The 13,633-nt window shown below is 41.1% G+C and carries 11 protein-coding genes and 1 tRNA gene; 4 read left to right on the top strand and 8 right to left on the bottom strand.

Annotation, left to right across the window (positions count from 1 at the left end):
* The first annotated feature begins 167 nt into the window (after positions 1–167).
* The 4 genes from ACKU35_RS10140 to ACKU35_RS10125 all read left to right on the top strand — a co-directional run bounded on the left by ACKU35_RS10140 (position 168) and on the right by ACKU35_RS10125 (position 3,474).
* The gene (locus ACKU35_RS10140) at positions 168–911 is read left to right on the top strand and encodes a DUF6088 family protein (RefSeq protein WP_319759103.1); all 744 of its coding nucleotides are present in this window, start codon (positions 168–170) and stop codon (positions 909–911) included.
* Positions 908–1,864 (top strand): nucleotidyl transferase AbiEii/AbiGii toxin family protein, encoded by a 957-nt coding sequence (locus ACKU35_RS10135; protein ID WP_319759102.1) that lies wholly within the window; start codon positions 908–910, stop codon positions 1,862–1,864. The genes ACKU35_RS10140 and ACKU35_RS10135 overlap by 4 nt, the downstream gene beginning before the upstream one ends.
* 78 nt (positions 1,865–1,942) lie before the next feature.
* Complete coding sequence (locus ACKU35_RS10130) at positions 1,943–2,407, top strand: hypothetical protein (protein ID WP_319759101.1); 465 nt, start codon at positions 1,943–1,945, stop codon at positions 2,405–2,407.
* Complete coding sequence (locus tag ACKU35_RS10125; protein ID WP_319759100.1) at positions 2,407–3,474, top strand: serine/threonine-protein kinase; 1,068 nt, start codon at positions 2,407–2,409, stop codon at positions 3,472–3,474. Before ACKU35_RS10130 ends, ACKU35_RS10125 begins: the two co-directional genes overlap by 1 nt.
* A gap of 201 nt (positions 3,475–3,675) precedes the next feature.
* On the opposite strand, the gene ACKU35_RS10120 is transcribed toward ACKU35_RS10125, so the two are convergent.
* From ACKU35_RS10120 to ACKU35_RS10085, 8 genes are all read right to left on the bottom strand, one after another.
* On the bottom strand, positions 3,676–5,367 hold the full coding sequence (locus tag ACKU35_RS10120; RefSeq protein ID WP_319759099.1) for an LA2681 family HEPN domain-containing protein: 1,692 nt from the start codon (positions 5,365–5,367) through the stop codon (positions 3,676–3,678).
* A gap of 117 nt (positions 5,368–5,484) precedes the next feature.
* Positions 5,485–6,954: a relaxase/mobilization nuclease domain-containing protein gene (locus ACKU35_RS10115; protein ID WP_319759098.1), complete on the bottom strand. Its 1,470-nt coding sequence runs from the start codon at positions 6,952–6,954 to the stop codon at positions 5,485–5,487.
* Positions 6,945–7,244, bottom strand: a complete 300-nt coding sequence (locus ACKU35_RS10110) for a plasmid mobilization protein (protein ID WP_319759097.1) — start codon at positions 7,242–7,244, stop codon at positions 6,945–6,947. Before ACKU35_RS10110 ends, ACKU35_RS10115 begins: the two co-directional genes overlap by 10 nt.
* A 274-nt stretch (positions 7,245–7,518) precedes the next feature.
* Positions 7,519–9,570 (bottom strand): bifunctional DNA primase/polymerase, encoded by a 2,052-nt coding sequence (locus ACKU35_RS10105; RefSeq protein WP_319759096.1) that lies wholly within the window; start codon positions 9,568–9,570, stop codon positions 7,519–7,521.
* 3 nt (positions 9,571–9,573) lie between these two features.
* A complete protein-coding gene (locus ACKU35_RS10100) occupies positions 9,574–9,834 on the bottom strand; it encodes a hypothetical protein (protein WP_319759095.1) in 261 nt (86 codons plus the stop codon).
* Between the two features lie 46 nt (positions 9,835–9,880).
* Entirely contained in the window at positions 9,881–11,065 is a 1,185-nt protein-coding gene (locus tag ACKU35_RS10095; protein ID WP_319759094.1) for a hypothetical protein, read from the bottom strand.
* A gap of 305 nt (positions 11,066–11,370) precedes the next feature.
* Positions 11,371–11,446, bottom strand: a tRNA-Ala gene (locus tag ACKU35_RS10090).
* Between the two features lie 127 nt (positions 11,447–11,573).
* Positions 11,574–13,577: a molybdopterin-dependent oxidoreductase gene (locus tag ACKU35_RS10085; RefSeq protein WP_319759093.1), complete on the bottom strand. Its 2,004-nt coding sequence runs from the start codon at positions 13,575–13,577 to the stop codon at positions 11,574–11,576.
* Positions 13,578–13,633 lie beyond the last annotated feature (56 nt).

The raw sequence follows: 13,633 nt of genomic DNA, 5'->3' as shown, positions 1-13,633 counted from the left end.
AGGTATTATGCTTATCTAAATGAAAAAATGTTTTTTTAAAGAATATTTTTAATTATCATTTACCCTGAGGACTAAGGATAAATAGCATCATCTTGTCATGTTTTAACCACTAAAAACTTGACAAATAACAAAAGGAGAATATCTTAATTTCAGGAGCGGATTAAATCATGCAAGTTTCAGCGCAGATAAATAACTATATAGAATCAATCCCACCGGGGAAGATCATCACTTATCAGGACTTTAGAGACTTGCAGAAAAGCAAGCCACAAGCTCTGGCAAAGGCTTTGGAACGTCTGGTAAAAAAGCAGGTTTTAATCCGGCAGGCGAAAGGGACTTTCTATCGCCCCAAGGAAACCATTTTTGGACAAATCAGCCCTTCTGACGAGGAACTTATTTCCTTCCTGACACGCAAAGACGATAGGATTACCGGGATTCTCACCGGACAGTCAGTATATCTCAAGCTCCAGATAGCCACGCAGGTTCCGAACACTCTAACCATTGCGAGTATCATTCCTAGAAAAAAACAAACTGTAGGCAAACTTCAAGTCCAGTTCGTACGCAGTTATGTTTCATCAATAGAGAAAGAAGACATCCCACTGATAGAGCAGCTCGAAGCTCTAAGGTTCATCAAGAAAGCTCAGGATTGCACACCGGACGAAATTGTTGCTGCGGTCGGGAGAAAGATGAAAGACCTTACAGAAGGAGAATTGAAAAGACTGGTTGAGTTTGCGAAAGCATACCCTCCCATGGTTCGAGCCCTTTGCGGATGCCTTTGCGAAACCATTCCTGAAGGGTTAGCTAAACCCTTTCTGATCGAGTCATTACGTGCGAGTTTGAATCCATATACGAAATACAAATTACCGATATCTGAAACGATTCTGAAAAATAAAAAGGCATGGGGTATAGTGTGAAGCTTCACGAATCCGAAGAACTTTTTAAAGACGCAATACAGGCCACCGCAGAGCACCACCGCCTGCAAAATATCTTCATTGAAAAAGATTACTGGCTGACATTGGCTCTTTATCGCATTGCCCAGACAGACCTTGCAGATGTTACCGTTTTCAAAGGCGGGACTTCACTTTCCAAAGCATACGGATGTATCGAACGCTTTTCAGAAGATGTTGACCTTGCCGTCATTACAGACAAGAACCAGCCCGCTAACCAGACAAAAAAACTACTCAAAAGAATCACCACAGTAGCGAGTATTGATTTAAAAGAAGAACTGGAAGGTAGCAGCAAAGGTTCCATGATCCGTAAGATCTACTATTCGTACCCAAAGTCATTCGATGGAACATTTGGGTCTGTTTCAAATAAAATTTTGTTGGAAGTAAATGCCTTCGCCCATCCGTCACCAGCTCAGCCCATGCCAATTTCTACTTATATTCACGACTTTCTGAAAAGCCGTGGACAAGATGAAATTATAAAGCAATTTGACCTTCAGCCTTTCCCGTTTCAAGTTCTCTGCCTTGAGAGGACCTTCACTGAAAAAATCATGGCAATAGTCAAAGCATCATGCAGCGAAACTCCGATCGAATCTCTGCGCCAGAAAATCAGGCATATCTACGACATCCATCAGCTTATGCAGAGGAAAGAAATTCAAACATTCGTAAACTCTCCTGCCTTTCATGAACTACTGGAAATAGTGCGGAAATATGATCAGGAAGCCCCGGTTGGAGATGCCAAATGGATAGACATGGATATTGCCGAATGCCCTATTTTTGCTGACACGGAGAATGTATGGGAATCGTTAAGTTCTGCGTATCGGGATGGACTTGGGGCTATTGTTTATGGGGAATTGCCTGCGGAGGGGGATGTGTTGAGGGCGTTAGAAATAATGGCGAAAAATTTTGCAGAAACAGACTAAAAAACGTAAAAACTATATACAGCAACATGGCGAATACCTTATTACTGAATTTACATCGAAATTAAAACAAGGAAAACCATGCAAGTACTTGGAATTAGGACATCTTCAAAGTGTGTACGATATGCTATTTTAGAAAAAAATGATCAAGATACAACATTCGTTAACACTGACAGTGAAAATAAATTAAATTTTCCGAAGGATTGCGACACCATTGAAAACAAAATAATTTGGTTTTATGATGAGCTTATTCGTATTTTTCGAGACTTTCCTCACATAACAAAAGTAGTAATTAAGGCAAATCAATTTTTAGGCAAAGACAATTCTACATCCAGATATTCTACTAACTTAGATGCTATAGTTATGCTTGCAGCTAAACAACAAAACAAACAATTAAAATCAGTTATTTATGCATCCATACAGAAAGGGATGAATTCTAAAAAAATTAAATCATATGCAGAAAATAATATTGGGAAAACAAACATTAATTGGGACAACCAAATGGCAGATGCCACAGCAGCTGCATGGGTAGGAATAACTAAATAATGCCACACAATTTAAACATAAAAGCAGATGAAACAATATACAAATATAAGTTAAAACAGCGTATTGGAGGGGGTAGCTTTGGTCAAGTGTGGTTAGCAGAAGACCAAACTATTTCTCGAGAGGTGGCTGTTAAAATACTTCCTGAAAACGCGACAATTGATGCACGCCTAAAAGAAGCTCGTATAGGCAATTGTTTAGAACATGCGAACTTAGTAAAGATGCACTACGCTGATGTAGTCAGGCACAATAATACAAACCTCGTTATCATCGCTATGGACTACCACGCTGAAGGCTCCATTATTTCCAAGCTAAATGCTGCTAATTTTATGCAAATACCAAAAGCTCTATCCACGACTAGGGACATTTTGAGAGGCCTTGAATATTTGCATGAAAATAATTTATTTCATAATGATATAAAGCCTCAAAATATTCTTATGGGCGCAACAGGACAAGGAATTCTTACTGATTATGGTATTTCTTGTGTTTCTAGCGAGGGAGAACCAGTTCATCATGAAGGTTTTTATAAGTGCCATGTAGCTCCTGAGACACTCACTTCAAACAACGTAAATTCGCAAACAGATGTATACCAAGTAGGTTTAACTTTATTTCGGTTAATTAGCAGCATTGGTGCAATCAAAAATACGTTTGAAAAATGCGGAGAGTCGAAGTTTAATGAGCGTGTAAAAAATGGCAAAATCATTTCAACTAATGATTACCATTTTTTTGTACCACAAAGTTTAAAAAAGATTATAAACAAGGCGATTACTCCCCTCCCTAATAAACGCTACAAATCAGCTCTTGATATGCGTCGAGCATTAGAAAGAATAAATTACAAAGGTTACTGGACAACTGACGAATCTGGCAACTACATTGGACATCAAGAAAAGTATGAATTTCGTTTTCAAGTAAACACAATAGGGCATAACTTATTTGACTTTATGACGTTCAAAAAAAACAAAGAAACCAATAGAGAAGTAAAAATATCCGCCTATAAAGGTAAGAAGCTAAGCCCAAAGCAACTAGAATCTCTTAAGAAAAGATTTACACAATGGGTGGTTACAGGATAATTTTCATGCATTACAAGCCCATTAATATTTTCAAAAAATTGCAGGTGCGGACTGTAATCTGAGACTTAGATCCACAATGGTGGCTAAAAAAGGTAGCCCCCGTTAGCAATGGCTACTTGCTCCCAGACTATTGCTCTTTTTTAATTTATAGGTTTCTACTTTTCTAGAGATAATATCAGATCAAGTCGAAACTAATACAACTCATTTAAAAAAAAGCGTGCTAGGAATGAGCACTTTACCATCATCTGGTTTGTTTTGCTCTTCGGCATGAATTGCTAAGGAAAGATACATAATCGAGTTTCGAACCAGTCTCATTAAGGTCATAAGTCTTGACTTAAATTCGCTTTCAGAAATGAGCATAGAATGTGACGAAAGTTTTTTCTTCTCATGCTTTTTCAACAAAGCTTGTTCTAACTTCATTTCAAGAATTTCAACTTCTTCACTTTGATCTGATTTTGTTTCATCAATCTTACGGTTTAACTCTACAATCTGCGCCGTCAAATCATTTATAAGAACCTCTAATTTATCAAGTTCTGCCTCCTTTAGGTCTTTATCTGACTGGAGCAGTGTGTAACCAAAATCGTCAACAATCTTCAAAGAACGATGTTCAATGAAATTCCTTATCTTAAAGAATTCTTGTGCATCAGGATCAAGGTAGCGATGCACAGTAGAACCATCCACGTCACGTATATCTTTCAATATAAAAAATAGAGCATGGATAAAACAATTATGGCTACTTTTAAGCTTTGTGTGCGGCTTCCACTTCTTTCTACTTTTTAGATCCTTGAAGACTTTATCAAAATCAACCTTGTGATCATCACCAATGTCGTTTAAATCACAGAAACGATGCATAAAATACGCTATTTTATCGAAAAGAGAGTAAAGTGTCTTAAATGCACTTTTGTAATGACTAGCTTTGAGATTCGTTATTGAGTGTGACATGTCCTCAATATGTGGATAAGTTGAGTTGGAAAAATGTTTTTGTTCACTAGGTATATTTCGAGCTGTAAAAACCAAGTAACGAGCATAGCAATAATCATTTTTCAATTCATCAAAATTACCATGGTACATCAGCTTTTCATGCATCGTTAATGCAGTGTTAATGTCATACGAAAAAGAAGGAAGACTCAAAATATCTTGATAAGCAATTTCAAAACACGACACATCATTTAAATCATTTATAAAAAGTTTATTATCTCCGCACCATCTCAAATATTCCTTCTCTTTTCTTGTAACACATTCCCCCTCATATGTTTCAAAATATTCAAAATCTTCTAGTCTATAATTTACTTCAAACCATTCTTTAAATTTTATAAACTGACTTTCTTTTGAATAAGCCAATTTTTGCTCAGGATAAAGTTGATCCTGAGACTTAAGCCCCAAGTTAATTAATTGGTAAGCCGCAAAGTAGTGAAACGCTCTATGACCTTGATCATAAAGAACATCTGCGATGAATAATTCATTCTGAGCTTTAGAAATAATTGCTACAGGGTTTTCAAAATATTTTAAAGCATCATCCCAAAATGGGATGCAACAAAATGCACGACCTTGCGAACTCAAATTGTTACCTAAATTAGTCGCAATACAACTTTTAAGATATCGTTCTGCTTCAGAAGGAAAATCTATCTGGCGAACGACATATAAAGCCTTTCGAAAAAAGATAACAGCTTTACTTAATTTATCCGAAAACCAGTCGAGATTATGATAATTAAATAACTCTTGAGAACAATTCCCTAAAGTATAGTAAAACTGAGCTTCATCGGATAGGCTTTCAAAAACGTAGTTAACTCTCTGATACCTTTCTAGTAATTCTTCAATTTTACTATGCTTTTTGGCTAATAGAAGTTCATCGGCTTCAGAAGCCATCTCTTTAAGATTATTTGAATCTAACATTATCTCTTGCATATAGTTTCAAGCCTCTAGGTACGAACTCATAGGGATAGTAAAAAATTAAGATCCACCAATTTACGAAGTACTTCCGACTTTACCTACAAATTTCTTTATAAACAACTACATCCACATTTTTGAGGATTTTCTACAACTCGCAGCAAGACCTTTGGACTTCATTTTTGCTCTCCCCACTAACCGCCCAAACGCCCCGACAACAGCTCCAACTCGCTCAAGACTCTTTCCAAGTCGCTCTGCAAGTCCCGGCAGCCTTGAACCTCCCTTGTCAGCTCGGCAATTTTCTCGTCCTGTTCGTTTAACCTTCGGCTTTGCTCCTTCTCTATTCTGGCTAGGGCCTCCGATAAGTTCTGACTTAACTCGTTCATAATCTACCTCTTTAATAAAACGGCTGGCAGGCCGTTGTTTGTCTGGACTATTTCCAGCTTCATTCCCTTGGGGAAAACCAGATATTTTTGATTCTCGGTCTGATATGCGTTGATCTTCCATGCGGTAATTTTGCTTATATTCTTCTTCTGGCTTGCTATTTGTGTGTTGATTATTGCTAAGTCCTCGCGATTCTCCTTGATTCTCCAACCGTAGAATCCTGTTATGGAGACCGACACTATGACTAGCAGCAAAGCGGATAGGAAATTTGCCAGTAAATTTTGCTTCCAATGATAAGCCGAAATTGCGGACTGCCTCTTTCTCAATTTTTGCAGTTGATCGTCCATATCGTTTTTGATTGTATTCAGCTCGGCTGCGGCGTACTTCCTCAAGCTCTCGCTCAAGTCGTGAAATACGTCCTGCACGACTTGCTCCATTTCCTGCGACTGTGAGTTCACCTGCTCTTTCAATTTGCTTGTCAGCTCTCCAAGATGCTGCATAGATTCCTCCTTTCATCCTTATTCGTTGACCGTCCTGAGACGACTCCAGTGTGATATAATTTTTGCCCTTACGTGGAATGGAAAAACCTACGTTTTCCAACCCTTCAATTAGGTCATCCCTGTTTTGATAAACGCCCTTAGAAATTCCCTGAGCCAAATAATCTGTAATTTGCTGCTTCAGCTCTGCACGTTTATTTTTGCTGTCAAACTGGATTTCCTTCCCCGGCTGAGCAACCCTCGCCCGCTTCGGATCATCCGGCCTTGCCCACTCCATTCGCTCGTTCCATAAATCCCGCCAGACATCATATTGTTTTTGCCAACCCGGCGGACATGCATTCATAGCCTTATCTTGAGTCAATTCCGTACGTGGGATTATGAAATGCATTTCATGATGCCCAGCGTGGCTATGACGAACCCACAAGACCGAATATTGATCAGGTTCCATGCCTGCGAAAGCTGTTTTCTCAAAATCTTCCATGATCTTCTTTTCAGTTTCGGGCGAAACCTGATCTTCTGGAGCCCATGAAAGAACGCCTGAAGTATATTTCCATTTACGATCAGTTGAGCCAATTACCATTCGGACTATCTCCGGGTCTCCGCGCAAAACTTCAGGCGGCGATTCCTCACGCCCTTTTCGTTTCGGATCAATCACGTAATTAACGGCCTTGGCTCCATCTCCCTGACCATGGGCGAAAACTTTCATATACATTTCAGCTCCTGCTCGATGGCGGTCAGCTCAGCAAGAACTAAAAGTGAATCAGCACTGCTCTTGTGCGTATTTGCCCAGCGGGCAAGTTGATTCAGATTATTTCCGATACGAGCCATATGGAGTAATTTCTCTCTTTCAATTTTGCTGCGGCGCACTCTGGTCTGTCCCAAGCGCACGCGAACAAAATCGGCCATGCTCATTCCGCTTTCAGCTGCCATTGCGAGAATTAACTCTTTGTCCTTTGGACTCACTCGCATGGACAGATTTTCTGTTTTTTTGGCGTTATTCATAATGTATTTCGTCCAGAGGGTTTGAAGGGAGGCGGTAGCAACTCCCTCACCAGCCCCAATGTTTTTGCGGAGCAAAAGTGTGACATTGGGTAGGCTGGCTTAGCAGGATAAGCACACTCCAATAAGAGCACCTGAACCTGCTATGAGTTATCCCTACTTTTTTCTTTTTTATTGCGATTTTTGCGAACTTTGCGAATTTACTATCTCAATATAAAGCGTGCGAATTTTGCGATTTTACTCTCATAGCGACTTGAGTAAATTCGCAAAATTCGCTTTATTCGCACAAATAAAATAATTTTCGAGGTCTTCCGCCACCTTCAGGCTTCATCTCATCAAGTCGTATATTTTTGCTGGCAAGGAGGTTATTCAGGGCAACGGTCATTTTCTTTTTCGAGATGTGATTTCCAAAAAACTTATACAGCCCCGAAGTGTCCAAGCTTCCGCCCGACTCCTCCAAAGCTTCTAATATTTTCTGACATGTCGAATCTGTTTCCATACCCGCAAAAATAAACTGCGCTGACTGTTCGCAAAAATCCCAAAGCGAAAGCGCAGCCCTTAGATGAGAAAGTTCAACACTCTCACATCCATCAAGCAAGGCATAAATTAACGCTATGCGCCTGACATACGCTTCTGATCTATTAAGCACTGAGCCAAGAAGATCTGCCCGTTCTTTTGCAAGGAATGGATAGATGTCCCCCCACTCTTTTTTTGCTTCGGGACTGAAATCCATCTGAGAACGTGACTTTGATAATTTTAGAAGGGAGATCAGTTTATCTTGAAATTGTTTCACCATCGAAACATTCAGCGGTTCAGGAAAAGGAATGAGTTTTGTTCTGCGAACGCAGAGCCATAAAAAGCGGTTGGCAAAGCCATTAAATATCTCGACTCGGTCAAGACGGGCGTGCAGTTCCTGCAACGTAATATGTGTTGTGATAGCTACGTGAGGATTTGTGGCCACGAGTCTGCTGGTTTTTGTCAGCGGCTCGATGGTTCCACCATCAAACAAGGTGCGGATGATAGTTGAAAGGGTATTCCCTTCCCTTTTAGTACAGGCAAGAGCTCCAGCAAATTCCTGATCCAGAATAAACAGCCGTTTGTCTTCAACACCGGGATCTGTCGTAATGGATTCACAAACACCAGTACTCTTATCCACCTGAAACTTATGTTCTGGGTCACGAATGGCATGAATTAGACCCTCCCCACTGGAAAGCGGCCCTTGAGAAGTGTGTGCGGGAATCCATTGCTTTTCATTGAAACTGAAAAGTTCACGAATTGGCAAAGCGGATGTGCCTTTTCGAGCCTTTGAACTTTGGCCGACCAGCACAACATTAATTCTGCCATACTGCTTTTCCCCAGCAAACATATGCGGAGAGTGACCGATCTCAACGCCAAAGCGGCATAAGAAAGTAGCAAGGACACCAATAGGATCTGCTTCGGATTGCTCGACTGCAAATTGTGCAAATTCCCCTGCTAAACCATAAAATACATTCTTAGCGGGAATGGGCCACGGAGCGGTTTCAAGGCTTGAATACGGGTTGTTCTCTTCGACAACCCTTTTACCAGCCTTAACCCCGCTCTGAATTGTTTTCTGAATCTCCTGCGAACCTAAACCTGTTTTCAAAGCTACTTCAGCAACATCATCAATACTCGCTTCTCCTGTTTTGCCCGAAGCAATATCTTTTCCAACCTGAAATGCTGCCTTGTTAAGTGAATCATTCCGAGTTCCCTCTTTGGCTTCCAGTAAAGATTGAACATATGGGATATTTTTAGTTGATGAGTTTGAAGCGGAGAGTCCAGACTTGGAATTTTGAACAATCAACTCGATCAGCCAAGCAGGAGCTTCAACGGGTGAAACCTCGGTTATCCATTGATAGCTATTTCCTGATTTATGAATGGAAGGTGGCAAAATAACATATCCGCCAGTTCCTCGGATATCGAGACCTAATCCAAGTTTACCGGCAGAGTTGCGGATATCCATTCCAACCGGCTTAGAAAAGAAAAGATGTCTTCCACCACTTCCGGTTCGCTGGGTCAAAGTTTCAGGTAATAGAGAATTATTGCTTTCAAGGAAGGCTAGAGATTCCTCTCCATGCGGAGGATCAATATCTAAGACAAAACTATTTGCGCCTGTAGGACTTCCAATATTTGCATCAGGAAATCTCTGCCACCAAGCAGTGATTTGATCTAAGTCTGTGCTCGCAGCATTAAATCCGCCAGAAACACAGGGGCGTTTATCAGTACATGGAAAGACGGGAATCCCAGAACGAGCGTACAGCAAAGCGGCACTGCTTATACTAGATGCGTTTATATGAAGGTAATCCAGCATGGCTTAATCATTCCCTGTGCGGGATTCAAGCCACTGTACAAAACTATCACGTTCATAAACAACGTGCCCGCCAATTCTGCGTGATTCTGGTCCTTGCCCGGCAGAATCAAGGTTTGCCATATAGCCTACACTTATCAAGTTACCAAGATACTTAGGCAGCTCCTTACGAGGAATAATAGGCGGAAGTTCAGCTAAAAGATTTTTAAAAAACGTATCTTGACGTTTTGGTTCCCTAGTCGTTGTTTTTAATTTCTTAAAAGACATGATGTCATCTCCAGAGTTATGATTTCCTCCAAAGATAACGGCAAAATTAGAGAATAATAGGAATATTCTCAATATTACTTTTTATACAAAACTTCTTTATTTTCGGACAGATAGAGTTTATTTCTTTAAAGTACACCCTTTTAAATGTATCTTCTTGAACTTGACTATTCTTCTTTGCATCCTTCAACAGACCTAAATGCTCGATAACTTCTCCCCTCAAAAAGATCTTAACTTCATAACCATCAATATTACGAGTGTGATAAGGTTGATCCGCCAAATGTATTAGAAGCCATTCCCAAAAAGGTTTAAATTTTAATTTTTTACCTCCCTTTACATACTCATAAGCAATAATTGAAAAATAAATATCTCTACGGTGGTGATCTTCTTCAAGTTTTGAAAGAAACTGGATTACATCAGCATTAGCATCTTCAATCGATTCTTCACTTTCGTCTAACAACTCAACGTTTGGCAACTCAACAATTTCAACGTCTAAACGCTTCTCAGTCGATTCAATATTTCTTTTGGAATTAAGAGAATTTTCCGCTTGTTGCAGAACCATGTCGTTTAGATCTTCTAGCGCAGTATCAGACTCCGACAGATCTTCAAGAGATAGACTGTAAGGGATCATCAGCCTTTGCACGCCCTCATATGAAATTCCTATTAGCGATTTTTCCCGCTCCATTTCAAAACTCAAAAATTCATGATCAGAAATGCTTATATTCGACAGATATTCTAACTCCTTTCCATTCTGTACAAGTCTTTCAAATAAAGGATTATTAATAGTCCCAGCCTCTCTATATTCTTGTACAAGAATGGATGACTCCATGAAAATTTCTAAAAACACTCTTTGAAATATGATTATTTTTTGCCTATGGACTGAAGCGGGATTTCCTATGAAACGTCTTAAAAGATCTCCAGAGAAAACATATTCAGGAAGCGAAATAGAAGGATTGAATACATAAGCACTAAATTCAGAAGTCTTATGCCATTCATATTTGGGATGGTAATATTCTTGATCGATGCTACTTAAGAAATACATCGAATTCATCTCAGCTAATGATCGGAAAAAATGTTTGTTGATCATTAGCCCGTTAAGCGCATTTATATTAATGATTTCAATAAAATTACAAAAAGAATCTGAAAGACCTTGCGCATTTTTTTTACTTGCATTCACAATTTCTTCATGAAGAAAAACAGCTACACAGCAAAAAGCATACATTTCAGATTTCACTTCTCTTTCAGCCCTTTTGGAATATTCACTTTTGCAAAAAACCTTCTTACAAAACGAAGCGACCTTTGAATAAAGGCTCTTATTCTTACGAGAACTCCCTTCTAAGGTAGAACTATTCTTGTTCTTATTGAATAAAGTCGAAAACATATGCCACCTTTCTATTTTTCTCACAGAGAATGACATAATATGAAGGCATTTTGAAGTGACACTAAGAGGAGGCATAAAAACTGGTACCAAACTGGTACCTTAAACACCAGAAACAAGAAAAGGCCTAGAAGGAAAACCTTCTAAGCCTTTGATATCTATGGTGGAGCTGAGGAGAATTGAACTCCTGGCCTCTTGAATGCCATTCAAGCGCTCTCCCAACTGAGCTACAGCCCCACTTGTGTTGGGTGAAAGAATTTCTATAAAATCTTATGCAAACTGTCAACTCTTCAGCCTAAATTAATTGAAAAAAAGAAGGAGTACGGAGACTCGCAGGAATTCACATTCATCCACCGGATACTCTTCAGCGCCGGATATCGACGGTATTATCATTGAGGGTGGTTGCTTCTCCTATGTCGGAAAGACGCTCGTGATGCAGCGCATTGACCAGATTCCTGTTTGCGGACTGGGAAGATTTAAAAATACCAGCCACTGCGACAGCTCCCTTTGCGACTAAGGGCGTAACCCTTGCGGTGAAAGGAACCTCTCCCAGATCATTAAAAGCCACGATCTCGTCACCATCGGAAATGGACCGTTCTTCCGCATCATCCGGGTGAATAACCATAACCATGGGCCCGCGCCCTTCCACAAGCTCATCACGCTCTAAAAATATGGAATTAAGCGTTTCTACGCTAGGCACGGCAATCAGTTGCAAAGGATACTCACCGCCATGACATTGCTGATACTGCGGCATGGAAACCTGCTGCTCTTCATCAACTATCTGAATTTTCCCCGAAACAGTTTTCCAATCTGTGTGATCCGCGAAAGGTGCTGAAATCATTCCACCGGAATGTAACCGTTCCTGCTGTTCTGCATCAAGACCCTGCAAAGCTGGCAGCGAATTCGCAAGCAGTTCATCCAGCAGGGAATCCTCCGAATGATGGAAATGCTGATCTTCAAAGCCCATACCTTTTGCAAGCAGACAGAATATATCCCAGTTACTTTTGCATTCACCCGGCGGGTTTATAATTTTCCGAGCCGTTCCGAATGAACAATATCCGTATGAACCGTAACAATCTGAATGCTCAACCGAAAAAGTAGCAGGCAAAATAATGTCTGCATAACATGCGGTATCGGTGAGGAAACGCTCATGGACAACGGTGAAAAGTTCTGGATTTTCCAGTCCGGCACGGATTCCGAGCTGATTTGCAACAGAACCGACCGGATTACTTCCAAAAATATGCAGACAGCGGATTGGAGCGTGTCCATCATCACCTTTTAGCGCCATCGCCAGCTGATTTATATTCACTCTACGTGCTTCGTTTTGCCGCAAATCGGGGCGGGTGATGCGGTCCGCATCAACATAAGGTCCGCCACCGGGATTACAACCGCACAGACCGCCTCCAGAATTCTTCCACGCGCCCGTAAAAGCTGAAAGAATAGTTATCAGCCGTACAGTCATGCCGCCGTTTCCGTAGCGGGAATTACCACTTCCGAGGATTATCGCGGGGGAAGCTGCCGCAGCATATTCACGGGCAAGATCGCTGATGACCTGCGCCGGAACACCGGTAATAGCTTCAGCCCACTCCGGGGTATACTGACCAAGCGTGGCTACGAATTCATGGTACCCCACCGCTTCGTTTTGCAGAAAATCTGTATCATCAAGACCTTCAGTAGCCAGCACATGCATCATTCCGAGTGCAAGGGCGCCGTCTGTACCGGGTTTTACCAGCACCACCTGGTCACAATATCCCGCCATTTCTCCGGCAAAACATTCTATAAGCACAACCCGCTTACCATTTTTGCGCCCCTTGACCAGATCAGGCATGCTCTGCAAACGGGTGGCTTTCATGTTACTGCCCCAGACAATATAAAAATCGCTTTTTGCCAGCTCACGGGGATCGAGACATCCGGTCCCCCCCATCACGGACTTGTAACCGGCACTTTTGGCCGAAGAGCAGAGGGTCATGATCAGTTTGCATGCTCCCATCCGATTGAATAATGCATCACCGCATTTTCGCTGGATCATGCTCATGACGCCGGAATAGTAGAATGGGAGGATAGAATCCGGTCCGTGCGAATCCAGAGCCTCTCGCCATTTTCCGGTAATAGCATTGACCGCCTCATCCCATGAAATCGGTTCAAAACGCCCTTCTCCCTTTTTTCCTATTCGTTTAAGGGGAGTAAGAATGCGCTCCGGTGAATGGATCGATTTTTCGTAACGCTGCATCTTGCGGCAGATCAACCCTCCGCAGATAGGATCATCAGGGTCGCCTTTTACTTTGAGAACTCTGGTACCGTCATTTTCAATAAGCAGACCGCAGGAGGTTGGACAATCGTAGGGACAAATGGATTTATGTATCGGCATGCAATCTCCTCAAAAAAAAGACCCACCAATTACGGCAGGTCTCTAAAAATTTTATA

The sequence above is a fragment of the Maridesulfovibrio sp. genome (genome assembly GCF_963676065.1).
In the GTDB taxonomy this organism is placed as follows: Bacteria; Desulfobacterota; Desulfovibrionia; order Desulfovibrionales; family Desulfovibrionaceae; genus Maridesulfovibrio.
The sequence above is the reverse complement of the archived record's forward strand: the minus strand, read 5'-3'. Positions and strand labels throughout refer to the sequence as shown.

What these genes read in the sequence shown, in the direction of transcription:
- ACKU35_RS10110 (WP_319759097.1), bottom strand. Translation starts at nt 7,244, where the DNA reads ATGAATAACGCCAAAAAAACAGAAAATCTGTCCATGCGAGTGAGTCCA.
- ACKU35_RS10120 (WP_319759099.1), bottom strand. Translation starts at nt 5,367, where the DNA reads ATGTTAGATTCAAATAATCTTAAAGAGATGGCTTCTGAAGCCGATGAA.
- ACKU35_RS10085 (WP_319759093.1), bottom strand. Translation starts at nt 13,577, where the DNA reads ATGCCGATACATAAATCCATTTGTCCCTACGATTGTCCAACCTCCTGC.
- ACKU35_RS10140 (WP_319759103.1), top strand. Translation starts at nt 168, where the DNA reads ATGCAAGTTTCAGCGCAGATAAATAACTATATAGAATCAATCCCACCG.
- ACKU35_RS10105 (WP_319759096.1), bottom strand. Translation starts at nt 9,570, where the DNA reads ATGCTGGATTACCTTCATATAAACGCATCTAGTATAAGCAGTGCCGCT.
- ACKU35_RS10115 (WP_319759098.1), bottom strand. Translation starts at nt 6,954, where the DNA reads ATGTATATGAAAGTTTTCGCCCATGGTCAGGGAGATGGAGCCAAGGCC.
- ACKU35_RS10125 (WP_319759100.1), top strand. Translation starts at nt 2,407, where the DNA reads ATGCCACACAATTTAAACATAAAAGCAGATGAAACAATATACAAATAT.
- ACKU35_RS10100 (WP_319759095.1), bottom strand. Translation starts at nt 9,834, where the DNA reads ATGTCTTTTAAGAAATTAAAAACAACGACTAGGGAACCAAAACGTCAA.
- ACKU35_RS10130 (WP_319759101.1), top strand. Translation starts at nt 1,943, where the DNA reads ATGCAAGTACTTGGAATTAGGACATCTTCAAAGTGTGTACGATATGCT.